This window comes from Patulibacter sp. SYSU D01012 (genome assembly GCF_017916475.1).
GTDB lineage: Bacteria > Actinomycetota > Thermoleophilia > Solirubrobacterales > Solirubrobacteraceae > Patulibacter.
The window spans coordinates 290,068-314,185 of sequence record NZ_JAFMTB010000001.1; the positions used below are offsets into that span (position 1 = coordinate 290,068).

Below are 24,118 nucleotides of genomic sequence, written 5' to 3' on the forward strand. Positions count from 1 at the left end.
GCCGCGCCGGTCGGGCCCCGGATGGGCGCGCGGCCGAGACGGGCGCGCGGCCGAGACGGGCGGTCGAGCCGGAGCCGTGGCGGCGGAGCGGGCGTGTCGTCGCCGCCCGGACCGGCGGGGCCGGCGCCCCCGGCCGCGCCTCAGCCGCGCTCGTCCATGATGGCGTTGCCGCCGTCGACGACCACGACCTGGCCCGTGGTGTACGACGCCTCCGGCGTGGCGAGCATCGCGACGGCCGACGCCACCTCGTCCGGGCGGCCGGGCCGGCCCAGGGGCGTCGCCGCGCCCATCCGCAGCTCGTGCGGCGTCGACGACGGGGTGGCGATCCAGCCGGGGGCCACCGCGTTGGCCGTCACGCCGCGCCCGGCGACCTCGACCGCCAGGGCCCGCGTCAGGCCGACCATGCCGGCCTTCGCGGCGTGGTAGCCGGCGTCGCCCGCGTAGGCCAGCAGCGGGCCGGACACGGAGGCGACGTTGACCACCCGGCCGAAGCCCGCGTCCAGCATCCCGGGCACGGCTGCGCGGGTCACGTAGAACGCGCTGGAGAGGTTGCGGTCCAGCGCGTCCCGCCAGCCGGCGTCGTCCAGCGCGACGAGCGGGGCGGTCACGCCGGGGTCGCCGACCGCCGTCATCCCCGCGTTGTTGACGAGCACGTCCACGCGCCCGTGGCGCTCGCGGACCGCGGCGACGAGCGCCCCGGCCGCGGCGGGATCCGTCAGGTCGGCGGCGTGCGCGCTGGCGTCCGCGCCGGCGGCGACGAGCTCGGCGGCGCGGTCGTGGATGCGCGCGCCGCGGCCCGCGACGGCGACGGCGGCGCCCATCGCCGCCAGGTGGCGCGCGCAGGCGAAGCCGATGCCGTCCGCGCTGCCCGCCCCCGTCACCAGCGCCACCCGCCCGTCGAGCCAGAAGGGGACGGGCAGGGCGGCGGCGGTCATGCCGCTATTCGTACATGACGACCTGCGGGCGCGGCTGGAGCGCTATGACCTGCTTCGGCGTCATCAGCCCGCCGGCCTCGCGGTCCTCGCGGTAGAAGAGCTTGAAGCCGGGGCGCCACGCCCGCGGCAGGTCGCGCGTCAGCTGGCGGTACTTCGCGACCTTGTTCGCGCGGTCGCCGACGCCGTCGATGCTCATCACGGCCTGCACCTGGCGCGGCACGCGCACCCGCTCGAGCCCCCGCACCATGTCCTCGGTGAAGCGGTGCACGAGCACCATCTTCGGCGGCAGGTCGTGCTCGCGCACGATCCCGGCGACGACGTCGAGCGAGCGCTGCAGCTCGCGCGCGCCGACCGACCCGATGACCTGGCCCGGGATCTGCCCGGCGCGCTCCATCCGCCACTCGGGATCGAGCGCCAGCGCGACGTCGGGCTCGCGCAGCCAGCGCGCCAGCCGCTTCGTCTCGGCCACGAACGACGCGCGGCCCGGCTGCACGTCCAGGATCAGCAGCGCCTTCGCCCGTCGCGCCTCGCGCAGGTGCCGGGCGATCGTGGCGCGCGACTGGTGCATGTTGAACTGGCCGTCCGGCCCGGGCGCGGCGTGCACGACCGTCGAGATCAGCTGCAGCGCGGGCTGCTCCGGCCGGGTCTTGCGGCGGTAGACCCGCGCCTGCTTCTCCAGGCGGCCGACCGCGCCCCGCAGCGACGACCCGACGCCCAGCTCGCCCAGCTCGGGATCCTGCGGCGCCCCGGCGAACGTCACCACGCGGTAGTCGGGCAGCAGGCGGCGGCCGCCGCGCGGCAGCTCGGGCGGGGGCGGCGGGGCCTGCGCGGTGGTGGCGCCGGCCGACGCGGTCGCCGAGCCGTCGTCGCCTCCGCCGTCGTGGCGCAGCAGGGCGACGACGAGGACGACCAGCACGACCGACAGCACGCCGATCGCGGCCGGCAGGCCGCGCACCCACAGCGGCGCGGGGGCCGGTGGGCGCCGCTCGGAGCCGTCGGTCTCGGGCGTGCTCACCGGGGGCATCATTGCGGGTCCGGGTGCCCGCCCGCCACCGTCCCGCAACCTCGCGCCCGGATTATGGCCCCTTGCAGGGAGATCCCGGCGAGCCGGTCTCGGGGCGGTGCGGGGTGGAGGTCGCGGGGGACGACGCGTCCTCCCGGGGCCTTGACGCGGTCCCTCACCGGCGTATAGTTGCACCTACAACCACCCGGATCCCGAAGCGGGGACCACCATGAAGATCGACGGCATCCACCACATCTCCACCATGACGGCCGACGGGCGCGCGGCCACGGAGTTCGCGACCGGCGTCCTGGGCCTGCGCCTGGCCGCGAAGACGGTCAACCAGGACGCGCCCGACATGTACCACCTGTTCTTCACGGACGAGGACGCGCAGCCCGGGTCGGACCTGACGATGTTCGAGGCCCGCGGTCTGCCGAAGGGCCGCGCCGGGGCCGGCATGGTGCACCGCATCGGCTACCGCGTGGCGAGCTCCGAGGCGCTCGACTTCTGGGAGCAGCGGCTGCAGCGGTACGGGCTGGAGAGCCGCCGGCAGGCCGGCACGCTGGTCTTCGCCGACCCCGAGGGGCTGGGCTTCGAGCTCGTCGTCGACGACTCGGGCGACGAGCCGCTCGTCGCGCGGCACCCGCAGATCCCGGCCGAGGTCGCGCTGCGCGGCTTCTCGGGCGTGCGGATGTTCAGCCGGCAGCCGGACCTGTCCGACCGCGTGCTCACGCAGGTCCTCGGCGCCCGCGAGGCCGCCGGGCCCACGCCGCTCGACGGCGAGACGACCGAGCAGGTCCTCGGCCACTACGAGCTGCGCTCAGACCGCCGCGGCGGCACGGTGACGATCGACCGCGCGCCCGCCGACCGGCCGCTCCAGGGCGCCGGCACGGTGCACCACGTGGCGTTCGGCATCCGCGAGGCCGATTACGAGGCGTGGCTGCCGCACGTCGAGGAGGTCGGCCTGCGCACCTCGGGCCTCGTCGACCGCCACTACTTCCACTCGATCTACTTCCGCGAGCCCGGCGGGGTGCTCTACGAGCTCGCGACCGACGAGCCCGGCTTCGAGGCCCGCAACCCGCGAGAGGACTGGGGCGTCAAGACGATCCTGCCCCCGTGGCTGGAGGAGCACCGCGGCGCGATCGAGGCGAACCTGCAGCCGATCCCCCACCCGCGCGAGGAGTGGGACCCGGCCTTCCTGGCCGGCGCGACGGCGTAGCGCCGCCGCGACGGCGGGGCGATGCGGGCGGAACGACGAGGGGGCGGCCGCCGGCCGCCCCCTCGCTCGTCGTGCGCGGCCGCGCCGGCCCGCGCCGACTCAGATCGTCTGGACCTGCAGCAGGCTCGTCGTGCCGGGCGTGCCGCTCGGCAGGCCGGCGGTGATGACGACGCGGTCGCCGGGCGCGAACTGGCCGAGCTCGCGGATCTTCGTCGTGGAGTCCTTGATCAGCTCCTCCGTCACCGCGTGGTGCTGCATCAGGTGGCCCTGCACGCCCCACATCAGGTTGCAGCGGGCGACCGTCTCGCGGCTCGGCGACAGCGCGATGACCGGGCGGTTCGGCCGGTGGGCGGAGACGAGGCGGGCGGAGCGGCCGGACAGCGTCGGCACGACGATCGCCTTCGCGTCGAGCTCCTGCGCGGTGTGGACCGCCGAGCGGGCGACGGCCCAGGACGGGTCGGTCGAGTCGCGGCGCACGCGGCGCTCGTTCCAGTCGAAGAACGGGGCGATGGCCTCGGTCTCGCGTGCCACGTCGGCGAGCGTGCGGACCGCCTCGACGGGATACGCGCCGACGGCGCTCTCCTGCGACAGCATCACGGCGTCGGTGCCGTCGAGGATCGCGTTGGCGACGTCGGTCACCTCGGCACGCGTCGGGCGGGCCGACGACACCATGGACTCGAGCATCTGCGTCGCGGTGATCGCCGGGCGGGCGTAGGCGCCGGCGAGCGCGATGAGCTGCTTCTGCACGCGCGGGACCTGCGCGATCGGCAGCTCGATGCCCAGGTCGCCGCGGGCGACCATGATGCAGTCCGCCGCCGAGACGATCGACTCCGCGGCGGCGATGGCCTGCGGCTTCTCGAACTTCGCGATCAGCGGGCACCGCGTCCGCGAGCGCAGCATCTGCAGGTCCTCGGCGCGGCGCACGAACGAGACGGCGACCATGTCGACGCCCATCGCCTTGCCGGCGGCGAGGTGCTCCAGGTCCTCCTCGGGCACCGCCGGCAGCAGGTCGGCCGGGCCGGACAGGTTGACGCCCTTGCGGGACGAGATCGGGCCGCCGAGCTCGACGACGCAGTCGGCCTCGCCGTCGCCCTCGCGGACCGCCAGGACGCGCATGCGGACGATGCCGTCCGCCAGGTGGACCTCCTCGTCGACCGAGACGGCCTCGGCGAAGCGGTCCCACGCCACGACGAGGCGCTGCGCGTCGCCGACGTCGTCGATCGAGCCCGCGGCGAGCGTGACCTTCTGGCCCTCGCGCAGGTCGATCGGCTCGTCCTTGACCTGGGCCAGGCGGATCTTCGGGCCGGGCAGGTCCTGCAGGATCGCGACGGGGCGACCGGCGGACTCCGCGGCCGCGCGGACCAGGTCCACCGTCTCCGCGTGGTCCTCGTGGGACCCGTGGCTGAAGTTCAGGCGGGCGACGTCCATGCCCGCGTCGATCATCCGGACGAGGACCTCGGGCTTGCGGCTGGCGGGGCCGATGGTGGCGACGATCTTCGTACGGCGAGGCAGCTGAGGCACGCTTCTACTCTAGGCAGCCGTCGGGCGCGCACGTGACCGACGCGTGATCGGACCGCCTGGATGGGCGGATTCCTGCGCGTCGACGCGCCAGGTCGTCGGCCGTCCGTCCGCTCGGCGGGGTGCGGGGGACGGACGCCCTCAGTCGGCGTCGGCGGGCTCGAGAGCCGCGGGCGCGGGCTCCGCGGGGCCCTTGAGGGCGGCGACCATCCGCCGCCACCAGCGGCGCAGCGGACCCGGCTCGCCGTCGCGGCGCGCGCCGCGCCACTTCGCGGGCGGCGGGACGGTCGTGCGCACCAGGGCCACCCACTCGTCGAGCGGCATCGAGCCCTGGATGAGGCCGACGAGACCGCTCGTCACGGGGGCGGCGATGCCGTTGCGCTCGAGCGCAGCGGCAAGCAGCGGCACGGACTCGAACGCCTCGACGGCCTGCCCGACGCGCCCGGGGATCTCGTCGCGCGCCACCCCGGCGGCCAGCAGCTCGCCGGCGCGGCGGTTGCGGCTCTGCGGGGCCAGGGCCGTCGCGACCAGGTCGCCCGTGCCGGCCAGGCCGATGAAGGTGGCCGGCTGGGCGCCGAGCTTCTCGGCCAGCCGCCAGACCTCGGCGAAGATGTGCCCCGCCGCGGCGCCGGCCGCGTTCAGGCCCTGCCCCTCGGTGGCGCCGGCGGCGAGGGCGGCGGCGTTCTTCGCGGCGCCGGCCAGCTCGACGCCGACCGGGTCGTCCGTGTGCTCGCAGACGACCCCCGCGCGCAGGAACACCGCGGCGATCGTCGCGGCCAGCTCCTCCGACGTCGACGACGCGACGAGGCCCGCGCCGTGGGTGACCATCTCGCGGGCGTGCGCGGGGCCGCCGACGCACGCGACCCGCTCCTGCCCGAAGCGCTCGGCCAGCAGCACCGTGGGGGGCACGCCGAGGGGCGGGACGAGGCCCTTGCACAGCGAGACGATCTTCGTGCGGCGGTCCAGGCCCTGCGCCTCGAGCCGCGCCACGACCTCGCCGAGCTGCGCCGACGGCACGCCGAGGAAGACGAACTCCGCCTTGCCGGGGCCGGTCTCGATCGAGTCGATCCGCAGATTGGGCGGCAGCTCGACGCCGGCCAGGTAGCGCGCGTTCTCGCCCTGCTCGCGCAGCAGCTCCGCCTGCTCGATCGTCCGCGTCTGCAGCGTCGTGCGGAAGCCGCCGCGCGCCAGGAGCACCGCCACCGCGGTGCCGAACGACCCGGCGCCGATCACGACGGCGCGCCGGCCCAGCGGATTGGGCAGGTTGACGCCGCGCGCGGGAGCGGCGGCGGGGCGGGGGCGGTCCGTCATCTCAGAGGGAATACCCGCGGACCCGTCGCCGGGTACGCGGGCGGCGCCGCCGAGGATCAGCGGTCCCGCTTGCCGCCGAACACGAGGCTCCAGACCACCCACAGGGCCACGAGCACCGCGACGCCGACCAGGATGGTGCCGACGACGCTCAGCACCGCGCCGACGATCGCCGCGAAGACGCGGATCACGACGACGATCGCCACCAGGACGAGGGCGATCTTGACGACGTCCATCAGGGTGAGTCCGCCCGGCGACGCGGGTCCACGAGAAGGCACGAAGGCAGCGTACCGCCGTCGCCGGGCGGGGGCGCGCCATCCTCGGGGCGGCGCGGCGTCCCGAGGGTACGATGGCCCCATGGCTCACCCGACCGCCGGCGAGGAGGAGTACCTCGAGACGCTCTACTGGCTGCACGAGGTCCAGCTCCCGCTGACCGCCGCCAACGTCTCGCGGGCGATGCTGCTCTCGGCGCCGACCGTCCACGAGATGGTCAAGCGCCTCGAGGCGGACGGCCTGATCGCGCGCGACGAGCGCAAGAAGATCTCGTTCACCGACAAGGGCCTGGCCGTCGCGGAGAGCGTCGTCAGCCGCCACCGCCTGGTCGAGCGCTTCCTCACCGACGTGCTCGGCATCCCGTGGCACGAGGTGCACGAGGAGGCCGAGCGCATGGAGCACGCCATGAGCCCGGCGATCGAGGAGGGGATGCGCGCCGCGATCGGCGACGCGAAGACCTGCCCGCACGGCCACCCGATCGCGGTCGGCCAGCGGATCCCGGGCGCGCCGCTCGCCGACGTCGAGGTGGGCGCGAAGATCCGCGTCCTGCGCTTCGAGAACGAGGCGGAGGAGGTCCTGCACTACCTGTACGGCGCCGGGGTGAAGCCGGGCCTGGAGGGCACCGTCACCGCCAGCGACGACGAGCGCGTGACGTTCGAGGACGTCGACGGCGTCGCGCACGCCCTCACCGTCAGCGCCGCCGAGACCGTGTCCGTGAAGGCGGACCCCTCGCCGCCCGAGCGCGTCGGGCTGCCGGCGACGGTGATCCTGGACCAGCAGGTCTTCGGGCGCTAGGGACGGGGGGCGGCCGCCGGCGCGGGCCGGCGGCCGCGGAGCGGTCGGGCGCGTCCGGGTCACGGTCGCTCCGCGGGGCGATATGCGCGCGTGTCATCACCGATGCGCCGCGCGCATATCGGGCTGGGCCGAGGCCTGAGGCCGGCGCCGCGAGCGGGCACCGGCAGCGCGGTGCGTCCTGCGCCACGAGGACCCCGACCGCAGGCGCGATCGGGGTCCTCGGTCCTGCGGGGCCGGCCGTCGCCGGCCCGGGACTACCAGCGGTCGAACAGCGGGCCCGTGATGCCGACGGGGATGTCCTGCAGCTGGTTCGTCACGTAGAAGAGCAGCAGCAGGCCGCCGATGAGGGCCAGGTTCTTGTTGAAGTGGATCTGCTCGCCCTGCTTGGCCTGCGCGTCCGTCTCCTTCCAGTGCGGGTGCATCATGAAGGTGACCGGGATGAGCGTCAGCGCGATGGCGAGGGCGCCCAGGTCGGTCCAGATCCCGAGCAGGATCGAGAGACCGCCGAGCAGGAAGACCAGGCCGGACGCGATGACGCCGGCCTCGGCGGCCGGGACGCCCTTGCTGGCGGCGTACTGCGCCATGCCCTTGCTCTGGGTCAGGTGGCCGACGGCCGACAGCAGGAAGATCACCGCGAGCAGTACGCGGGCGACGAGGAAGACGATGTCCATGAGATGCCTCTGCGAAGGGGGTAGGTTGTTGCCTCTGCAATCACTGTAGCACTCCTTGCCGGAGCAAGTGGACTACGGTCCGCTTTATGGCCGCCGTGACTGCGCCCGGCAAGGGCCGGCGGGCGGCCGGGGCGGCCGCCGGGGCACCACCGGAACGGACGGTGGCCCCACCGCGCTTCCCCCGAACGACGAAGCGCCCCGGCACCGGCCCGCCCGAAGGGGCGAGGCGGCGCCGGGGCGCGCGGGCGTCGGGCGCGGGGCGTCCCGCGGGGCGGCCGGGTCAGGCCTTCGCGGCCTCGACGGCCTCGGCCAGGCGGCGGACGCCCTCGTCGATGCGGTCGGCGGTCACCGCGGAGTACGCCAGGCGGAAGGCGTTCTCGCCGCCCTCGACCAGGAAGTCGGTGCCCTTGACGATCTGGACGCCGCGCGCGGCGGCCTCCTCGGCGATGCGGGCGCAGTCGTGGCCCTCGCCCTCGGGCAGCGACACCCACAGGAAGTAGCCGCCCTCGGGCTTGACGAACGTCGCCTGCGGCAGGTGCTCGCGCAGGGCGGCGGCGAGCGTGTCGGCGCGCTCGCCGAGGGCGCGCTTGACGTTCTCCAGGGCCGCCTCGTAGCGGTCGCCGGACACGAACTCGTGCACGATCGCCTGGGAGACCTGGCTCGGCGAGATGTACGTGTTCGTCGCGCGGCGCTGGATCCGGGCGATGAGCTGCGGGTTGCCGACGAGGTAGCCGACGCGCACGCCCGGGCAGACCGTCTTCGAGAACGAGCAGGCGTAGACGACGTTCGTCGGCGTGTTCGACTCGCCCGGCGCGTCCAGCTCGAGCATCCGCGGCAGGGGCTCGCCGGAGAACCGCACGTCGACGTACGGGTCGTCCTCGAAGATCAGGAAGTCGTGCTCGGCGGCCAGCGCGAGCAGACGCCGGCGCTTCTCCAGGGACAGCGTCGAGCCGCCCGGGTTCTGGAAGTTGGGGATGACGTGCGCGAGCTTCGGCCGCAGGCCGTTCTTCAGCGCCGCCTCGAGCTCATCGACGTCGATGCCGTCCTCCTGCAGCCCGATCAGGTGCACGTCGGCGCCGCGCTCGGTCAGCCCGAGGAGCGTGCGGTCGTACGTCGGGCGCTCGACGACCACCGTGTCGCCGCGCTCGACGACCTCGTCGAAGAGGAAGGCGTCGGCCTGCATCGAGCCGTTCGTCACCAGGACGTGGTCCTCCGGCACGCCGTGCTTCGCGGCGATGTGGCGGCGCAGCGGCACGTAGCCCACCGCGGTGCCGTAGCCGGCGACACCGGCCGGATCGTTCTCGAAGGCCCGGACGGCGGCCTGCTTCAGCCCCTCGATGTCGACGATGTCGGCGGACGGGGCTCCGCGGGAGAACGAGATGGAGTCGGCCATGGCCGAAGCCTAGACCGCGATTCGCGTGGGCGTCCGGCCGTCAGCGGCCGGGGCGGCGGCCGCGCGGGGCGACCGGCTGCTTCGGCGCGTCGGGCCGAGGAGCGAGGAAGCCGCTCAGGTGCTGCTGGGCGACGGCCGCGACCTCGGCGAGGTCGTCGAGCGGGTGACGCGGGGCGGGGGCGCGACGACCCTCGAGGGCCGCGAGCATCCCCGCGAAGTCCAGCGAACCGGGCACAGGGGCATGCTACGAGCCGCCCCGGCGGATCCGGGCGCGTCGCGGCGGAGGGCCCCGCTCCGACGGCTCGGGAGCGTCGGCCCCGACGGACGTCGCCGCGGGGCCGCCACGCCTCGGGTCGGCCGCGCCTAGGCCAGGGCGTCGACGCGCTCGAGCGACTCGAGCGTCTCGACCGCCGCGCGGGCGGCCTGCTCGCCCTTCACCACGAAGTGCGCGTGGAAGTAGTCGTGGTGGTCGGCGTGCTCGTGGAAGTGGTGCGGGGTCAGGACGACCGAGAAGACGGGGACGCCGGTGTCGAGCTGCACGCGCATCAGCCCGTCGATGACCGCGGTGGCGACGAAGTCGTGGCGGTAGATGCCGCCGTCGACGACCAGGCCGGCGGCGACGATCGCCGCGTAGCGCCCGGTCTCGGCGAGCCGCTTGGCGTGGAGCGGGATCTCGAACGCGCCGGGCACCTCGAAGACCTCGATCTGCTCCTCGTCGACGCCCCGCTCGCCGATCTCGGCGACGAAGCCGGCCCGCGCCTGGTCGACGATGTCCTTGTGCCAGGACGCCTGGACGAACGCGATCGGCTTCGGGCTCTCCGTGCTCATGGCCGCAACGGTACCCCGACCGGTGCGGTCGGCGGTCGGTGGTCGGGGGAGGCCCGGGGGGCGGGGCGGGGCGGCGGCGGGGTGGAGCAGCCGGGGGCGGGCGGCGGGGTGGCGGGGTGCGGTTGCGCGGGGCGGCGGACCGGGGAGAGGCGGCGTGGAGGGGCGGTGTGCGGGCCGGCGGCACGACGGAGGCCGTGGGGCGCGACGCGGTAGGCGGGCGCGGCGCCTCCCAAGGCGGGAGGGGCGCGGCGTCGCCGGCCGCGCGCGGGCGGCGACGTGCTCCGGATCACGTGGGTGGGAGGGAGGCGATCCGGAGCGGATCGTGCCCGCGTCCGCCACGGCGATCGTGTCCCGGATCACCCACCCAGGGCGGTTGCGATCCGGCACACGACCCGCCCACCCGCACCGCCACGGGCCTGCTCCGGATCACGTGGGTGGGAGCGAGGCGATCCGGGACGCATCGCGCCCGCGCCCGCCACCGCGACCGCGTTCCGGATCACCCACCCAGGACGATGGCGATCCGGCACACGATCCGCCCACCCGCACCGCCATGGTCCTGCTCCGGATCACGTGGGTGGGAGGGAGGCGATCCGGGACGCATCGCGCCCGCGCCCGCCACCGCGACCGCGTTCCGGATCACCCACCCAGGGCGATGGCGATCCGGCACACGACCCGCCCACCCGCACCGCCCGCCGCGTCCCGCCGCCCGCCGCCCGCCGCCCGCGGCCTCCCGCCGCCCGCCGCCCGCCGCCCGCGGCCGCGGCCTCCCGGGGGCCGCCGGCAACTCCCGCCGCGTCCCGGCGGCCGCCCGCCGCCTCGCCCCCTACGCCCCGCGGCGCGGCCGGAAGGACCGCAGCCGGAGCGAGTTCGTCACCACGAACACGCTCGAGAGCGCCATCGCCGCGCCGGCGAAGAGCGGGTTGAGCAGGCCCGCGACCGCCACCGGGATCAGGACGACGTTGTAGGCGAAGGCCCAGAACAGGTTGCTGCGGATGATCGCCAGGGTCCGGCGCGACAGGCGGATCGCGTCGGCGGCGCCGCGCAGGTCGCCCGAGACGAGGGTCAGGTCGGACGCCTCGATCGCCACGTCCGTCCCGGTGCCGATCGCCAGGCCCAGGTCGGCCTGCGCGAGCGCGGGCGCGTCGTTCACCCCGTCGCCGACCATCGCGACGACGCGGCCCTCGGCCTGCAGGCGCCGCACGACGTCGGCCTTCTCGGCCGGCAGCACGTCGGCGATCGTCTCGTCGATCCCCACCTGACCGGCCACCGCCTCCGCGGTGCGCGCGTTGTCGCCGGTCAGGAGGATCGGGCGCAGTCCGAGGGCGCGCAGCTCGGCGACCGCGGCGGCGCTCGTCTCCTTCGGCGTGTCCGCCACGACGAGCAGCCCGCGCACCCGGCCGTCCCAGCCGACGGCGATCGCGGTGCGGCCCTCCGCCTGCGCGGCCTCGAGCGCCGCCTGCAATTCGGCGGTCAGCGGCATCGCCCACTCCTCCAGCAGCGCCGGACGGCCCGCTACGACGGCGCGGCCCTCGACGACGCCCTCGACGCCCAGGCCCTCGCGGTTGCGGAAGCCCTCGGGGACGGGCAGGACCGACGGCCGCGACCCGCCAGCCGCGGCCGCAGCGTCCTCGGCCACCGCGCGCCGCGCGGCTCCGGCGCCGGAGGACACGGTGCCGTCCGGATCCGAGAGCGACCCCGCACCCGCGCCCCCGGCCCCGTCGGCCCCCTGGGCCGCGCCGGCGATCGCCCGCGCCACCGGGTGCTCGGACGCCGCTTCGAGCGCGCCGGCCACCCGCAGCACCTCGTCGCGGTCCTCGCCGGCGGCGGGCACCACCTCCGTCAGCCGCATCCGGCCGGTCGTGACCGTCCCGGTCTTGTCGAGCACGATCGTGTCGACGCGGCGCGTGGACTCCAGGATCTCGGGCCCCTTGATGAGCAGGCCGAGCTGCGCGCCGCGGCCCGTGCCGACGAGCAGCGCGGTCGGGGTGGCCAGGCCGAGGGCGCACGGGCAGGCGATGATCAGGACCGCGACGGCGGCGCTGAACGAGAACGTCGCGCTCGACCCGCTGCCGAGCCAGAAGCCGAGCGTCGCGGCCGCGAGCACCAGCACGATGGGGACGAAGACGCCCGAGATCCGGTCCGCCAGCCGCTGCACCGGCGCCTTCCCCGTCTGCGCGTCCTCGACCAGCCGGGCGATCTGCGCGAGCGCGGTGTCGGCGCCGACCTTCGTGGCCTCGACGACCAGGCGCCCGCCGGCGTTGACGCTCGCGCCGACGACGACGTCGCCCGACCCCTTCTCGACGGGCACGGACTCGCCGGTCAGCAGCGACTCGTCGACCGCCGACCGGCCGTCGACGACGGTGCCGTCCGTGGCGACGCGCTCGCCGGGGCGGACGACGAAGCGGTCGCCGACCGCCAGGGCGTCGATCGCCACGCGGCGCTCGGTGCCGTCCGACTCCAGGACCGTCGCCTCCTTCGCGCCGAGCTCGAGCAGCGCACGCAGGGCGGCGCCGGCGCGGCGCTTGGCCCGCGCCTCGAAGTAGCGCCCGGCCAGCAGCAGCGTCGTCACGACGCCCGCGGCCTCCAGGTAGATGTGGTCCGCCGCGGCGCGGCGGTCGAGGACGAGCTCGAAGCCCATCGTCATGCCGGGGTCGCCCGCGCCGAGGAAGAACAGCGCGACGACGCTCCAGCCCCACGCGGCGAGCGTGCCGACGGACACCAGCGTGTCCATCGTCGCGGCGCCGTGGCGCAGGTTGACCCACGCCGCGCGGTGGAACGGCCAGCCGGCCCAGAAGACCACCGGCGTCGCGAGCTGCAGCGCGAGCCACTGCCAGTGCTCAAACTGCAGCGCCGGGACCATCGAGATCAGCAGGAGCGGGACCGACAGCGCGGCCGAGCCGACGAGCCGCCGCCGCAGGTCCGCGGCGTGGCGGTCCTGCGGCGCGTCCGGGACGGCCGTCGCGTCGGCGTCCGTGGGCGCCGCGTCCGCCGGAGCGGCGGCGGAGCCCGCGCCCACCCCGGCCGGCGCGGCCGCCGGGCGCGGCGCCGGGAGGGTCGCGTGGTACCCGGCGGCCTCGACCGTGGCGAGCAGGTCCTGCGGGGTGACGGCGGCCGGGTCGAAGCGGACGGCGGCCTTCTCCGTCGCGTAGTTCACGGTGGCCTGCACGCCGTCGAGCTTGTTCAGCTTGCGCTCGATGCGGTTGGCGCAGGACGCGCAGGTCATGCCCTCGACGGGCAGCTCCAGGCGCTCCAGGTCGGGGTCGGGCGCGGTCGTGCTCATCGGGCGGCCTCCGGGTCGGTCGTGGCCGGGACGGATCCGCGCACGGCGTCGCCGCGGGCGTCGCTCGTGGGGCGGTGCGCGGGCGGGTGCCCGTCGTGGGACTCGCCCCCGGCGTCGTCCGGGCCGACGAGCGCGCCGGCGCCCAGTCCGACGCCGAACGCCAGCAGCAGCGCGGCGGCGAAGGCGACCAGACGGGCGGGCACGCCGAGCTCGCGGCGGGACATCGGGGCAGGGGGTTCGGTGGCGGGCATCGCGGTCTCCGTCGAGGGTACCCCTCACGGGTATCCTGGCTCGACCGTAGCATACCCCAGGGGGGTACCGTGACCGCGGGTCGAGGGGCCGCACCGTCGCGAGGCCGCCTTGGCTCCGAGGCCGCCCGCCGGACCGCCGGACCGCCGCCGAACGCACGACGGGGCGCCCAAGGGCGCCCCGTGCGGGTCCTGCTGCGCCCGCCGCGGCGGGCCGGTGGCCGGTCCGGGCGGACCGGCCGGCGGGCGATCAGCCCTTCTTCAGGATCTCGATCGCGATCTCGGCGACCTGCGTCGGGGTGCGGCCGACGCGCACGCCCTTCGACTCGAGCGCCTCGGCCTTCGCCGCCGCGGTGCCGGCCGAGCCGGACACGATCGCGCCGGCGTGGCCCATCTGCTTGCCCTCGGGCGCCGTGAAGCCCGCGATGTAGCCGACGACCGGCTTGGTCACGTGCTGCGCGATGTACTCGGCGGCCTCCTCCTCGGCCGAGCCGCCGATCTCGCCCGACAGGACGATGAGCTCGGTCTCGGGGTCCTGCTCGAACCGCTCGATGATGTCGACGAAGGACGAGCCCGGGACCGGGTCGCCGCCGATGCCGACGATCGAGGAGTTGCCGAAGCCGGCCTGGGCCAGCTCGTTGCCGATCTGGTAGGTCAGCGTGCCGGAGCGCGAGACGACGCCGACGTTGCCCGGCTTGAAGAACGACGCCGGGATGATGCCGACGTTCGCCTTGCCCGGCGACAGGATGCCGGGGCAGTTCGGGCCGACGACGACCGTGTTCGGGTGGTCGCGCTTGACCGTGTTGTAGAGCTTGAGCTCGTCGTGGGCGGGGATGCCCTCGGTGATGATGATCACGAGCTCGACGCCGGCCTGGGCGGCCTCGAGCGCCGACTGCGCCGCGAAGGGCGGCGGCACGAAGATCATCGCCGTGTTGGCGCCCGACTCCTTGACCGTCGTCTCCCAGTCGCCGAAGACCGGGATGCCCTCGACGTCCTGACCGGCCTTCTTCGGGTTCACGCCGCCGACGACGTTCGTGCCGTAGGCCTTGTTGTTCAGCGTGTGGAAGCGGCCCTCGCGGCCGGTGATGCCGGCGACGGCGAGCTTGGTGTTCTCGGTGACCAGGATCGACATCAGCGGTTCCCCTTCGCCGCCGCGACGACCTTCTCGGCCGCCTCGTTCATCGTCTTCGCCGTCTGCACGTTCGGGAGCGCGGCCTTCTCGAGGATCTCGCGACCCTGGACGTCGTTCGTGCCGTCCAGGCGGACGACGAACGGGACCTGCGGCTTCAGGTCGGCGAACGCGGCGACCAGGCCGTTGGCGACCTCGTCGCAGCGGGTGATGCCGCCGAAGATGTTGAAGAGGACGGCCTTGACGTTCTCGTTCGAGAGGATGATCTCGACGGCCTGCTTCACCTTCGCGGCGTCGGATCCGCCGCCGGCGTCCAGGAAGTTGGCGGGCGAGCCGCCGGCCTGCGCGACGACGTCCAGGGTCGACATGACCAGGCCGGCGCCGTTGCCGAGGATGCCGATGTCGCCGTCGAGCTTGACGTAGACGACGCCCTCCTCGGCGGCCTTGACCTCGATCGGGTCCAGGTTGGCCTTGTCGCCCAGCTCGGCGTGGTCCGGGTGGCGGAACGCGGCGTTGCCGTCGAGCGAGACCTTCGCGTCGAGCGCCTTGACCTTGCGGTCGGGCGTGACGATCAGCGGGTTGATCTCGGCGAGGGAGGCGTCCTCCTCGATCCAGACCTCGTAGAGCGCGACGAGCGCGTCGGCGACGCCCTCGCGGACGTCCTCGTCGGCGCCGCCCTTCGTGGCGATGTCGAGCGCCTGCTCCTTCGTCAGCCCGACGAGCGGGTCGACGTGCTCGCGGATGAGCTTCTCCGGGTTCTCCTCGGCGACCGTCTCGATCTCGACGCCGCCCTCCGTGGAGAACATGACGAGCGGCTTCTTCGCCGAGCGGTCCAGCAGCACCGAGGCGTAGTACTCCGTCGCGATGTCGGAGGCGTGCTCGATCCAGAGCGTGCGCGTGATGTGGCCCTTGATGTCGAGGCCGAGGATGTTGGTCGCGTGCTCGCGCGCCTCCTCCTCGTTCGACGCCAGCTTCACGCCGCCGGCCTTGCCGCGGCCGCCCATCAAGACCTGGGCCTTGACGACGACGGGGTAGCCGATCTCGTTCGCGGCGGCGACGGCGTCGTCGACGGTCGTGACGGCCTTGCCGTCAGACACCTCGAGGCCGTGCTTTCCGAACAGCTGCTTGCCTTGGTACTCGAGCAGGTCCATGTGGCGGTTCCTGTGTCGTTTGGGAAGCGCGCGACGAGCGAGCGGCCCCGGGAGGCGCCGGCAGGACGGGTCGCACCTATGGGGAGATCAGCCCGTCCGCGCGCTCGTGGAGGCACGGACCGGCGTCCCTGGCGGGACGATACGCACCTGGCTCCCGAGGCGCGTGTACGCCGGGGCGCGGCGTCGCGGGCGGCCGGCGACGGAGCGGGACGCCGGGTCCGCTTCGATGGTCGCGGGGTCGTCCCCGGACGCGCGCGCCCGGCGGGGCGGGGCGGAATGCGCGATCCGTCACCGCGTGGCCGGAAATGGCCGCAAAAACGGTGCAAACCTCGCCGTGACGAGCGCCGCCGCGCCATGTAGTGTGCCCGGCCGATGAGCGTGGATCTCGCCATCGAGGCCGTCGGCCTCGAGAAGACCTTCGGCGACGTCCGCGCCCTCGCCGGCGTGGACCTGCGCGCCCCCGAGGGGTCCGTCCTGGGCGTCCTCGGCCCCAACGGCGCCGGCAAGACGACGTCCGTCCGCATCCTCACGACGCTGATGGCGCCCGACGCCGGCTCCGCCCGCGTCGCGGGGCTCGACGTCGTGCGCGACGCGCAGGCCCTGCGCGCCAAGATCGGCCTCGCCGGCCAGTACGCCGCCGTCGACGAGTTCCTCACGGGCAGCGAGAACCTGCAGATGGTCGGCCGGCTCTACCGGCTCAGCCCGGCGCAGGCGCGCACCCGGGCCAAGGAGCTGCTCGAGGAGTTCGGGCTGACGGACGCCGGCGACCGCGTGGCGAACACGTACTCGGGCGGCATGCGCCGGCGCCTGGACCTGGCGGCCGCGCTCGTGGTCCGCCCGCCGGTGCTCTTCCTCGACGAGCCGACGACGGGACTGGACCCCCGCAGCCGCATCGCGCTGTGGGAGACGATCGAGTCGCGCGTGGCGGACGGCACCACGGTGCTGCTGACGACGCAGTACCTGGACGAGGCCGACCGGCTCGCGGACCGCATCGCGGTGATCGACCACGGGCAGGTCATCGCCGAGGGCACGTCGGACGAGCTGAAGACCCGCGTCGGCGGGGAGCGGCTCGAGATCGTGCTCGAGGATCCCGCGGACGTGGAGCGCACCCGCGTCGCGCTCGCGCCGCTGACGGAGGCGAGCGCCGAGGCGACGCTCGGCGACGACGGCGTGCTGCGCCTGCCGCTGCGGCCCGGCGCGGGCGGGATCGTCGCAGCGGTCCGGGCGCTCGACGCCGCCGTGATCGGCATCCGCGACGCCACGGTGCGCCGGCCGACGCTCGACGACGTCTTCCTCACCCTGACCGGCCGCGCCCCCGCGGACGACGACGCCGCCGACCCCGTGGAGCACGCATGAGCCTGCGCTGGACGCTCTCGGACACCCTCGTGCTGGCCATGCGCCAGCTGCGCCGGATCCCGCGCTCGCCGGACCTGCTCATCGGCTACACGATCCAGCCGGTGATGTTCGTGCTGCTGTTCCGCTACGTCTTCGGCGGCGCGATCCAGACGCCGGGCTACGACTACGTCGACTTCCTGATGCCGGGCATCATCGTCCAGTCCATCGCGTTCGGCGGGTTCGTCACCGCGCTCGCGATCGCGGAGGACATGAAGAAGGGGCTCATCGACCGCTTCCGGTCGCTGCCGATGTCGCGGATCGCGGTCATCTCGGGCCGCGCGGTCGCCGACCTGGCCCTCAACGCCCTGCAGCTCGTCGTGCTCATCGGCGTCGGGCTGATCGTCGGCTTCTCCTTCGGCACCGACGTGGGCCGCGTGGTGGCGGGGATCCTCCTGCTGCTGATGATCGGCTTCGCGTTCTCGTGGGTCTTCGCGCTCATCGGCCTCGTCGGCGGATCCGCCGAGTCCGCCAACGCGATCGGCTTCACGGTGCTCTTCCCGCTGACCTTCGCGTCGGGCATCTTCGTCCCGCCCGCGTCGATGCCGAACGGGCTGCGGCAGTTCGCCGAGGCGAACCCCTTCACGTCGTTCGCGGACGCCACGCGCCACCTGTTCCTGGGGGCGCCCGCCAACAGCGACGTGTGGACGTCGGTGCTGTGGGCGGTGGGCATCGCGGTCGTCGCCGCGTTCCTGGCGCTGCGCCGCTACCGCTCGCTCACCGGCTGATCCGGCGCGGCCGGCGCGGGCGGCCGCGCCGGGGCTCCGCGACCGACGGCGGACGCCGGGAGCGGCCGTCGCGCGGGGCCGTACCGGGGGCGGGCGCGTCCTACCAGAAAGCGTCCCGCCGCGTCGACACGGCATAATGGAGGGGATGCCGCTTCCCAAGCAGATCGACTTCGTGACCATGGACGTGTACGGCACGTTGATCGACTGGGAGGCGGGGATCGTCGACGCGTTCACCCGCGAGGCCGGCAAGGACGGGTTCACGTTCGAGAAGGACCGCCTCCTCAACCTGTTCCACGAGAAGCACCGCGAGGTCGCCGCCGGGTCGTACGAGCTGTACGCCGAGGTGCTGCGCCGCACGGCCCGCGAGGTCGCCGCCGACCTGGGCTGGGACGACCTGCGCCAGGAGCCCGCGCGGGCCAACTTCCTGCCCGACTCCGTCGAGCGCTGGCGCCCGTTCCGCGAGACGATGCCGCAGCTGCGCAAGCTCGGCAAGGAGTTCAAGACGGGCCTCGTCTCGAACATCGACGACAAGCTGCTCGGCCTGACCCGCCGCCACATCCAGCACGACTTCGACCTCGTCGTCACCGCGCAGCAGGTCCGCTCCTACAAGCCGGACACCGCGCACTTCACCGAGATCTCCCGCCGCTACGGCTCGAAGAAGAACTGGGTGCACATCGCGTCGGGCTACCACTCCGACGTCGCGCCCTGCATCAAGGCGAAGATCCCGGTCATCTGGGTCAACCGCCACGGCGAGGCCCTCGAGCCGAAGGCGAAGGCGCCGACGGTCGAGGTCCGCACGCTGCTCGACGCGGTCCGCGAGCTCGGCCTGAAGTAGCCGGCCGCCGTCGGCGGGCGACGCGGTCCCGGCGGCCGCGGACCGGCGGCCCGACGGCGCCCACCCGGCGCCCGCGCCCCGACGCCCGTCTCCCGGCGGGCGGGCGCGGAGGGATGGAATGCTGTCCCCATGCGCGCTCTCGCCGTCCATCCGGACGTCCTCGTCGTCGTCTCCCGCGTCTGGCAGACGACGGCGGCCATCGTCCGCGCCCCCGCCGGCGAGGGCGAGCAGCAGGGCCCGCGCGAGGCGTTCCTGGTCGACTCGCCGGTCTACCCCGACGAGCTCGAGCTGACGGCGCAGGTCGCCGGCCAGGCCGGCTTCGCGGTGCAGGGGCTGCTCGCCACGCACGGCGACTGGGACCACCTGCTGGGGCGCTTCGCCTTCCCCGAGGCGGCGCTGGGCGTCGCCGAGACGACCGCCGCCCGGCTGTCGGGCCACTCCGGCGAGGCCGTCCGCGCGCTGCGCGAGTTCGACGGCGAGCACTACGTCCAGCGGCAGGGCGGGCTGAAGCTCGGCGAGCTGCAGGCGCTCCCGGTCCCGGGCAAGATCGGGCTGGCGGGCGGCGACGCGTCCGGCGCCGCCGACCAGGAGCTGGAGCTGCACCCCGCGCCCGGCCACACCGCCGACGGCATGGCGGTCTGGGTGCCCTGGGCGCGCACGCTGATCTGCGGCGACTACCTGTCGCCGGTCGAGATCCCCACGTGGCACGACCACGAGGGCTCCCGCACCCAGTACCGCGCCACGCTCGACGTCCTCAAGCCGCTCGTCGACCAGGCCGACTGGGTGATCCCGGGCCACGGCGGCCCGATCGACGGCGCCCGCGCCGCGGCGATCTGGCGCGAGGACGTCGCCTACGTCGACCGCTACGCCCTGCCGATCGCCCGGTCCGGGGCGACGCAGAAGGCGCTGCACGCGAAGAACCAGGCCGCGGCGGGGGACTGAGGGGCGGCGCGGCTGTCGCGCTCGGCGCCTGTCGCGCACGCGCCTGTCGGGCACGGCGCGGTCGGTCCCGGGGCCACGGCCTTCGGGGCGTCTGCGGGGTCCGTGCCCGGGCGGGGGATCGAGTGCGCGATACGGCCGGAGATAGCGGCCTTATCGCGAACTCGATCTCGTCGCCGCGGCGCTTCCCCCCGGCCTGATCGCGGCCAGCTTCGCCGTCCTCAGTCCACCGCGCGGCGCCGGAACCCCAGCAGCCCGAAGGCGCCGAACACCGCGATGCTCGCCACCATGCCCAGCGCGATGGCCCACGACGCCAGGTGCTCGGGCGCGCCGAACGCGGCGCGGGAGCCCTCCGACACGTAGGTCAGCGGGTTGACGAGCGTGACGATCTGGAACCAGCGCAGGCTGTCGAGCGCGGCCCACGGGTAAAACGTCGCGCCGGTGAACAGCAGCGGCGTCAGGACGACCGCGAAGACGATGTTGATGCGGTGCGGCGGCACCGCCGTGCCCAGGACCAGCCCGAGCGTGCCGCCCGCGAGCGCGCCGCCGACGATGACGCCGACCAGGGCCAGCGGCGACGTGTCGCCCAGGTGGACGCCGCCCGGCAGCACGACCTCGCCCAACGGCAGCAGCACCGCGGCGGCCACGATCCCGCGCAGCGCCGCGTGGATCAGCTTCTCCACCGCCACGCCCCAGACGGGCAGCGGGGCGAGCAGCCGGTCCTCGATCTCCTTCGTGAACGAGAAGTCGATGACGAGCGGCAGCGCCATGTTCTGCAGCGAGACGGTGACGGCGGTCATCGCCATCACGCCCGGCAGCAGCGCGGATCCGTAGGAGCCCTGCGCGGCGCCGATCTCGGGCAGCACCCGGCCGAAGACGAACAGGAAGAACAGCGGCTGCAGCAGCGCCTGCGCCAGGAACGCGACGGGCTCGTGCCGGAACGTCACCCACAGGTCGCGGCCGAGGATCGCGAGGAACGCGCGGCGGCGGGTGCCGTGCGCGGCGGGGACGGGCGTGGCGGACACGGCGGGCAGCCTACGCGACCGGCCGGCCGGCGCTGCCCGAGCGCGGCCGGCGCTAGGGTCGCGCCCCATGACGTCCGCGCCCGAGGCGGCCGCCGGGGACGTGAGCGCCTCCGCGCCGTTCGACCCGCTCACCGCCGAGGGCGCCGCCGAGCTGCGGCGCCGGATCGCCGACGCGACGCCGCGCGCCATCCCGCGCGAGGAGCTCGACGGGCACGTCAGCCTGTCGCCGTCCGAGGTGTGGGAGCTGGGCGTCGCCGTGGCGCCCGCCGGGGTGCGTGGCGCGCGGGCGGCGATCCTCGGCCGGCTGCTCGTCCTCGTCGGCGCGGCGCTCGCCACCGCGATGCTCGCCGTGGCGCTCCGCCCGGTGCTCGAGCCCGTCCTGGGCGCGATCTCGGACCGCCTGCGCGACCCCGGGGACGAGGGCGTCGAGGCCGGCACCGGCCTGGCGGCCGCGTGCCTGGTGCTCGCGGCCGCCGCGTACGCCGCCGTGCCGCGCGGCGTGCGCCTGGTGCGGCGCGGCGTGGCGGCGCGCCGGCGGGCGGCGGTCGCGGCGGGCGTCCCGGCGCAGGACGACCCGGGCGCCCGGGCCGCCGTCGCGGTGGTGCCCGAGCCGGGCGCGCTGCGCGTCTCCCTCCTGTGGCTGCGCGCGGACCCGGAGGACCCCGCGCTGCTCGAGGTCCGCACGCTCGCCGAGGAGCGCGTGCCCGGCGACGCGGCGATCGGCGCCGAGGACGCCGTCGTCGCGCTGAGCGCGGTCGCCCTGCGCGCCGACGCGGCCCGCGCGCTCGCGACCGGCCGAGCGGCCGCGCCGCCTGCCGTCGCGGTCGCCGGGCCGCCCGCGTCGCGCTCGAGGACGTCCCGCGCGCTCGTGCGCGAAGCGCGCCGGCGCCTGCCGGCGGTCGATCCGCGCGAGCCGGTCGCGCCGGGCTGGGATCCCGCGCCGCTCACGGACCGTGGCCGCGCGGAGATGGCCGCGCGGCTCGTCCGCGCCCGCCCGTACCTGTGGAACGCCGCCGCGCTGGAGCGCCTGGCCGTCGACCCCGCGCGCCCGCGCGCCGACAAGCCGGCGGAGTGGCCCGCCGACCGGATCCGGCGCCAGGACCAGCCGCCCGCGTTCACGCCCGGCCGGCGCGTGGGCCTGCTGACCCTGGCCGGGCTCGCCGCCGGCACGTGGATCGTCGCGCTCGGCAGCATCGACACCGCCGAGGATCCCGGCAGCCAGCGCGTCGTCGCGTGGGTCGCGTTCGGCGTGGCCGCGCTCGTGGTGGGCCGCCTGCGTCGGGGCGCACGCCGTAGGCCGGGCCGCGCGCTGCTGGAGTCGGTGCGCGAGGCCGCCCGCACGCCCCACACCCGGCTCGAGGGCGGGGTGCCCGGCCCCGCCGGACGGCTGCTCGTCCTGCACGGGCGCCGCGCCGGGCAGGAGCGCCTGGAGCTCGTCCACGTCCGGCCCGCGCCCGACGACGAGCCGCGCGGCCGGCTGCAGGTGCGCACCCTCGCGTGGCGCCCGGTCGACGCCGGCGAGGACGTGCACGCCGCGGTGCAGGACTGGTGGACGGTCGCCGACGACGCCGGGTTGGTCACCACCCGCCGCCGCGAGGACGCCGGCGGCGTGCAGCGACTCAACGCCGCGCTCGGCCGCGCCGTCGCCCGTCGCCGGGCGATCCCGCTGCGCCACGAGCCGCTCGCGTGGGCGGCCGGGGCCGCGTTCGCCTTCGCGGGTTTGATGCTGCTCGGCGCGTTGCTCAGCGACGACGCGCTGGACGAGGGCGCCGCGCTGGCGGTCACCGTCGTCGTCTGGCCGCTCCTGCTCGGCGGCGTGCTGTGGCGCGCCGCGCGCCGCGTGCGGGACCCGGCCGGGGACGACTAGGGCACGTCGGCGCCGCCGGGACGGGCCGCGATCCGGCCCTACCGCAGCTCGCGGCCCACTGACGGGCCGCGATCCGCCCCTACCGCAGCTCGCGGCCCGTCAGGTGCACGAAGACGTCCTCGAGCGACCCCTCCAGGCGCCGCAGCTCGATCAGCTCCAGGCCGCGGGCGGCCAGGCGCGCGACGAGGTCGGCCGGGTCCGCCGTGCCGTAGACGCGCAGCGTCGTGCGGTCGTCGACGGTGCCGACGACCACCGTCCGCTCGGCGCCGGGCGCGCCGTCGAGCGCCGTCGTCGCGTCGGTCCGTCCGGCCCCCTCGCGCGGCGCGACGACGACCTCCAGGCCCTGCTCGGACGGCAGCAGCCGGCGCAGGCCGCGCGGCGTGTCGAGGGCGATGACCTCGCCGTGGTCGACGATCGCGATGCGGTCGCACAGCTGGTCGGCCTCGGCCATGTCGTGCGTCGTCAGGATGAGCGTGGTGCCCTGCTCGCGCAGCTCGCGCATCGTGTCCCACAGGAACAGGCGGGACTGCGGGTCCAGTCCGGTCGTCGGCTCGTCGAGGATCAGGATCTGCGGCCGGTGCATGAGCGCGCGGGCGATCATCAGCCGCTGCGCCATGCCGCCGGAGTACTTGTCGACGCGGTCGTCCTCGCGCCCCTTCAGGCCGACGCGCTCCATCAGCTCGAGCGCGCGCTCCCGCCGCTCGCGCCGGCCGAAGCCGAAGTACGCCGCGTGGAAGGTCAGGTTCTCGAGCGCGGACAGGCTGCGGTCCAGGTTGGAGCGCTGAGGCACGACGGCCAGGCGCAGCTTCACCGCGACCTCGTCCCGCGTCACGTCCAGGCCGTCGACGAGCACGCGGCCGCCCGTCGGCTTGACGCGCGTGGTGATGACGCCGATCGTCGTCGTCTTGCCGGCGCCGTTCGGGCCGAGCAGGCCGAAGATCTCGCCCTGCCGCACCGCGAAGTCGATGCCCTTGACGGCCTCGGGCCCGTCCGCCCCGCCGTAGCGCTTCCGCAGGCCCTCGACGACGATGGCGTCGGCCGCGGCGGGCGGCGGCGCGCCGATCGCGGAGGACGGGGACGACGCGGGAGCGGCCACGCGCGCAGCCTACGCCGCGCGGCGGCGTCGCGATCCCGCGCCCGCCGCCCCGCGCTACCGGCCCCGCCCGCCGCGCTTCAGCCGCTCGAAGGCGACGGCGTAGAGCGCGACGAGGGTCTCCGGGTCGGCCACGCGACCCTCCTGCGCGTACTCCCGCGTGCGTCCCAGCCGCGCCTCGACGAGCGGCCCGAGCGGTCCGTCCGCCGGCGGCAGCTCGTCCGGCAGCTTCGCCTCGAACGCGAAGACGCGCGCGGGACGGCCCGTGGACGACGCCGGCACCAGCGCGATCGTCGCGCACCCGCGCACCGGGATCAGGATCTCCTCGGGCAGGAACGTGAAGACGTCCTCCCAGTCGTAGGTCGGGTCGTCCAGGCGGAAGTCGTCCGGCAGCGGCCGCCGGAACGCCCGCATCGTCCCGTCGTCCTCGGGGACGAGCCACAGCCGGGGCCCGTCGTGGAGGAGCACGACGCTGTCGGTGGCACGCATCG

Annotated in this window: 23 protein-coding genes; 7 read left to right on the forward strand and 16 right to left on the reverse strand. The window is 75.3% G+C overall.

Annotation, left to right across the window (positions count from 1 at the left end; translation table 11 throughout):
• Nucleotides 1-140: 140 nt before the first annotated feature.
• Nucleotides 141-935 (reverse strand): SDR family NAD(P)-dependent oxidoreductase, encoded by a 795-nt coding sequence (locus J3P29_RS01155; RefSeq protein WP_210491154.1) that lies wholly within the window; start codon nucleotides 933-935, stop codon nucleotides 141-143.
• A gap of 4 nt (nucleotides 936-939) precedes the next feature.
• A complete protein-coding gene (locus J3P29_RS01160) occupies nucleotides 940-1,950 on the reverse strand; it encodes a hypothetical protein (protein WP_210491155.1) in 1,011 nt (336 codons plus the stop codon).
• 217 nt (nucleotides 1,951-2,167) lie between these two features.
• On the opposite strand from J3P29_RS01160, the gene J3P29_RS01165 reads away from it, so the two are divergent.
• Entirely contained in the window at nucleotides 2,168-3,154 is a 987-nt protein-coding gene (locus J3P29_RS01165; RefSeq protein WP_210491156.1) for a VOC family protein, read from the forward strand.
• Nucleotides 3,155-3,253: 99 nt separating this feature from the next.
• Here J3P29_RS01165 and pyk read toward each other — a convergent pair whose 3' ends face one another.
• The 3 genes from pyk to J3P29_RS01180 form a co-directional block, all read right to left on the reverse strand.
• Nucleotides 3,254-4,675, reverse strand: a complete 1,422-nt coding sequence (gene pyk / locus J3P29_RS01170; protein ID WP_210491158.1) for a pyruvate kinase — start codon at nucleotides 4,673-4,675, stop codon at nucleotides 3,254-3,256.
• Between the two features lie 138 nt (nucleotides 4,676-4,813).
• On the reverse strand, nucleotides 4,814-5,983 hold the full coding sequence (locus tag J3P29_RS01175) for an NAD(P)H-dependent glycerol-3-phosphate dehydrogenase (RefSeq protein WP_210491159.1): 1,170 nt from the start codon (nucleotides 5,981-5,983) through the stop codon (nucleotides 4,814-4,816).
• Nucleotides 5,984-6,039: 56 nt separating this feature from the next.
• Nucleotides 6,040-6,258, reverse strand: coding sequence for a hypothetical protein (locus tag J3P29_RS01180; RefSeq protein ID WP_210491160.1), 219 nt, complete (start codon nucleotides 6,256-6,258; stop codon nucleotides 6,040-6,042).
• Nucleotides 6,259-6,337: 79 nt separating this feature from the next.
• On the opposite strand from J3P29_RS01180, the gene J3P29_RS01185 reads away from it, so the two are divergent.
• On the forward strand, nucleotides 6,338-7,048 hold the full coding sequence (locus tag J3P29_RS01185) for a metal-dependent transcriptional regulator (protein WP_210491161.1): 711 nt from the start codon (nucleotides 6,338-6,340) through the stop codon (nucleotides 7,046-7,048).
• A gap of 254 nt (nucleotides 7,049-7,302) precedes the next feature.
• Here the strand turns inward: J3P29_RS01185 and J3P29_RS01190 are convergent, their stop codons facing one another.
• The 8 genes from J3P29_RS01190 to sucC all read right to left on the reverse strand — a co-directional run bounded on the left by J3P29_RS01190 (nucleotide 7,303) and on the right by sucC (nucleotide 15,748).
• Nucleotides 7,303-7,719 carry a DoxX family protein gene (locus J3P29_RS01190; protein ID WP_210491162.1) on the reverse strand — a complete coding sequence of 139 codons (417 nt, stop codon included), beginning with the start codon at nucleotides 7,717-7,719 and terminating at the stop codon, nucleotides 7,303-7,305.
• A gap of 280 nt (nucleotides 7,720-7,999) precedes the next feature.
• The gene (locus J3P29_RS01195) at nucleotides 8,000-9,112 is read right to left on the reverse strand and encodes a PLP-dependent aminotransferase family protein (RefSeq protein ID WP_210491163.1); all 1,113 of its coding nucleotides are present in this window, start codon (nucleotides 9,110-9,112) and stop codon (nucleotides 8,000-8,002) included.
• 40 nt (nucleotides 9,113-9,152) lie between these two features.
• Nucleotides 9,153-9,347, reverse strand: a complete 195-nt coding sequence (locus J3P29_RS01200; RefSeq protein WP_210491165.1) for a hypothetical protein — start codon at nucleotides 9,345-9,347, stop codon at nucleotides 9,153-9,155.
• 128 nt (nucleotides 9,348-9,475) lie between these two features.
• Nucleotides 9,476-9,940 (reverse strand): 6,7-dimethyl-8-ribityllumazine synthase, encoded by a 465-nt coding sequence (locus J3P29_RS01205; protein ID WP_210491166.1) that lies wholly within the window; start codon nucleotides 9,938-9,940, stop codon nucleotides 9,476-9,478.
• Between the two features lie 823 nt (nucleotides 9,941-10,763).
• A complete protein-coding gene (locus J3P29_RS01210) occupies nucleotides 10,764-13,220 on the reverse strand; it encodes a heavy metal translocating P-type ATPase (protein ID WP_210491167.1) in 2,457 nt (818 codons plus the stop codon).
• Nucleotides 13,217-13,471, reverse strand: a complete 255-nt coding sequence (locus J3P29_RS01215) for a hypothetical protein (RefSeq protein ID WP_210491168.1) — start codon at nucleotides 13,469-13,471, stop codon at nucleotides 13,217-13,219. Before J3P29_RS01215 ends, J3P29_RS01210 begins: the two co-directional genes overlap by 4 nt.
• Before the next feature lie 247 nt (nucleotides 13,472-13,718).
• Nucleotides 13,719-14,600, reverse strand: a complete 882-nt coding sequence (gene sucD, locus J3P29_RS01220; RefSeq protein WP_210491169.1) for a succinate--CoA ligase subunit alpha — start codon at nucleotides 14,598-14,600, stop codon at nucleotides 13,719-13,721.
• A complete protein-coding gene (gene sucC, locus J3P29_RS01225) occupies nucleotides 14,600-15,748 on the reverse strand; it encodes an ADP-forming succinate--CoA ligase subunit beta (RefSeq protein ID WP_210491170.1) in 1,149 nt (382 codons plus the stop codon). The genes sucD and sucC overlap by 1 nt, the downstream gene beginning before the upstream one ends.
• Before the next feature lie 378 nt (nucleotides 15,749-16,126).
• Between sucC and J3P29_RS01230 the strand changes: the two genes are divergently transcribed.
• The 4 genes from J3P29_RS01230 to J3P29_RS01245 all read left to right on the forward strand — a co-directional run bounded on the left by J3P29_RS01230 (nucleotide 16,127) and on the right by J3P29_RS01245 (nucleotide 19,645).
• Nucleotides 16,127-17,104: an ATP-binding cassette domain-containing protein gene (locus tag J3P29_RS01230; RefSeq protein ID WP_349239800.1), complete on the forward strand. Its 978-nt coding sequence runs from the start codon at nucleotides 16,127-16,129 to the stop codon at nucleotides 17,102-17,104.
• Entirely contained in the window at nucleotides 17,101-17,868 is a 768-nt protein-coding gene (locus J3P29_RS01235; RefSeq protein ID WP_210491173.1) for an ABC transporter permease, read from the forward strand. Before J3P29_RS01230 ends, J3P29_RS01235 begins: the two co-directional genes overlap by 4 nt.
• A 145-nt stretch (nucleotides 17,869-18,013) precedes the next feature.
• The gene (locus J3P29_RS01240; protein WP_210491174.1) at nucleotides 18,014-18,703 is read left to right on the forward strand and encodes an HAD hydrolase-like protein; all 690 of its coding nucleotides are present in this window, start codon (nucleotides 18,014-18,016) and stop codon (nucleotides 18,701-18,703) included.
• A 129-nt stretch (nucleotides 18,704-18,832) separates the two neighbouring features.
• Nucleotides 18,833-19,645 (forward strand): MBL fold metallo-hydrolase, encoded by an 813-nt coding sequence (locus tag J3P29_RS01245; RefSeq protein WP_210491175.1) that lies wholly within the window; start codon nucleotides 18,833-18,835, stop codon nucleotides 19,643-19,645.
• 218 nt (nucleotides 19,646-19,863) lie between these two features.
• On the opposite strand, the gene J3P29_RS01250 is transcribed toward J3P29_RS01245, so the two are convergent.
• Nucleotides 19,864-20,667: an ABC transporter permease gene (locus J3P29_RS01250; RefSeq protein WP_210491176.1), complete on the reverse strand. Its 804-nt coding sequence runs from the start codon at nucleotides 20,665-20,667 to the stop codon at nucleotides 19,864-19,866.
• A gap of 67 nt (nucleotides 20,668-20,734) precedes the next feature.
• Here J3P29_RS01250 and J3P29_RS01255 point away from each other — a divergent pair, with 67 nt between their 5' ends.
• Nucleotides 20,735-22,534, forward strand: a complete 1,800-nt coding sequence (locus J3P29_RS01255; RefSeq protein ID WP_210491178.1) for a hypothetical protein — start codon at nucleotides 20,735-20,737, stop codon at nucleotides 22,532-22,534.
• Between the two features lie 79 nt (nucleotides 22,535-22,613).
• Here the strand turns inward: J3P29_RS01255 and J3P29_RS01260 are convergent, their stop codons facing one another.
• Both J3P29_RS01260 and J3P29_RS01265 read right to left on the reverse strand, forming a co-directional pair.
• Entirely contained in the window at nucleotides 22,614-23,630 is a 1,017-nt protein-coding gene (locus J3P29_RS01260) for an ABC transporter ATP-binding protein (RefSeq protein WP_210491179.1), read from the reverse strand.
• A 54-nt stretch (nucleotides 23,631-23,684) separates the two neighbouring features.
• Nucleotides 23,685-24,116, reverse strand: a complete 432-nt coding sequence (locus tag J3P29_RS01265; protein ID WP_210491180.1) for a hypothetical protein — start codon at nucleotides 24,114-24,116, stop codon at nucleotides 23,685-23,687.
• Between the last annotated feature and the right edge of the window lie 2 nt (nucleotides 24,117-24,118).

Excerpts from the sequence above, each read along its gene's own strand:
- J3P29_RS01165 (WP_210491156.1), top strand. The coding sequence starts at position 2,168 with ATGAAGATCGACGGCATCCACCACATCTCCACCATGACGGCCGACGGG.
- J3P29_RS01175 (WP_210491159.1), bottom strand. The coding sequence starts at position 5,983 with ATGACGGACCGCCCCCGCCCCGCCGCCGCTCCCGCGCGCGGCGTCAAC.
- J3P29_RS01245 (WP_210491175.1), top strand. The coding sequence starts at position 18,833 with ATGCGCGCTCTCGCCGTCCATCCGGACGTCCTCGTCGTCGTCTCCCGC.
- J3P29_RS01155 (WP_210491154.1), bottom strand. The coding sequence starts at position 935 with ATGACCGCCGCCGCCCTGCCCGTCCCCTTCTGGCTCGACGGGCGGGTG.
- J3P29_RS01195 (WP_210491163.1), bottom strand. The coding sequence starts at position 9,112 with ATGGCCGACTCCATCTCGTTCTCCCGCGGAGCCCCGTCCGCCGACATC.
- J3P29_RS01185 (WP_210491161.1), top strand. The coding sequence starts at position 6,338 with ATGGCTCACCCGACCGCCGGCGAGGAGGAGTACCTCGAGACGCTCTAC.
- J3P29_RS01265 (WP_210491180.1), bottom strand. The coding sequence starts at position 24,116 with ATGCGTGCCACCGACAGCGTCGTGCTCCTCCACGACGGGCCCCGGCTG.
- J3P29_RS01215 (WP_210491168.1), bottom strand. The coding sequence starts at position 13,471 with ATGCCCGCCACCGAACCCCCTGCCCCGATGTCCCGCCGCGAGCTCGGC.
- J3P29_RS01255 (WP_210491178.1), top strand. The coding sequence starts at position 20,735 with ATGACGTCCGCGCCCGAGGCGGCCGCCGGGGACGTGAGCGCCTCCGCG.
- sucC (WP_210491170.1), bottom strand. The coding sequence starts at position 15,748 with ATGGACCTGCTCGAGTACCAAGGCAAGCAGCTGTTCGGAAAGCACGGC.
- J3P29_RS01210 (WP_210491167.1), bottom strand. The coding sequence starts at position 13,220 with ATGAGCACGACCGCGCCCGACCCCGACCTGGAGCGCCTGGAGCTGCCC.
- J3P29_RS01240 (WP_210491174.1), top strand. The coding sequence starts at position 18,014 with ATGCCGCTTCCCAAGCAGATCGACTTCGTGACCATGGACGTGTACGGC.
- J3P29_RS01190 (WP_210491162.1), bottom strand. The coding sequence starts at position 7,719 with ATGGACATCGTCTTCCTCGTCGCCCGCGTACTGCTCGCGGTGATCTTC.
- sucD (WP_210491169.1), bottom strand. The coding sequence starts at position 14,600 with ATGTCGATCCTGGTCACCGAGAACACCAAGCTCGCCGTCGCCGGCATC.
- J3P29_RS01235 (WP_210491173.1), top strand. The coding sequence starts at position 17,101 with ATGAGCCTGCGCTGGACGCTCTCGGACACCCTCGTGCTGGCCATGCGC.
- J3P29_RS01205 (WP_210491166.1), bottom strand. The coding sequence starts at position 9,940 with ATGAGCACGGAGAGCCCGAAGCCGATCGCGTTCGTCCAGGCGTCCTGG.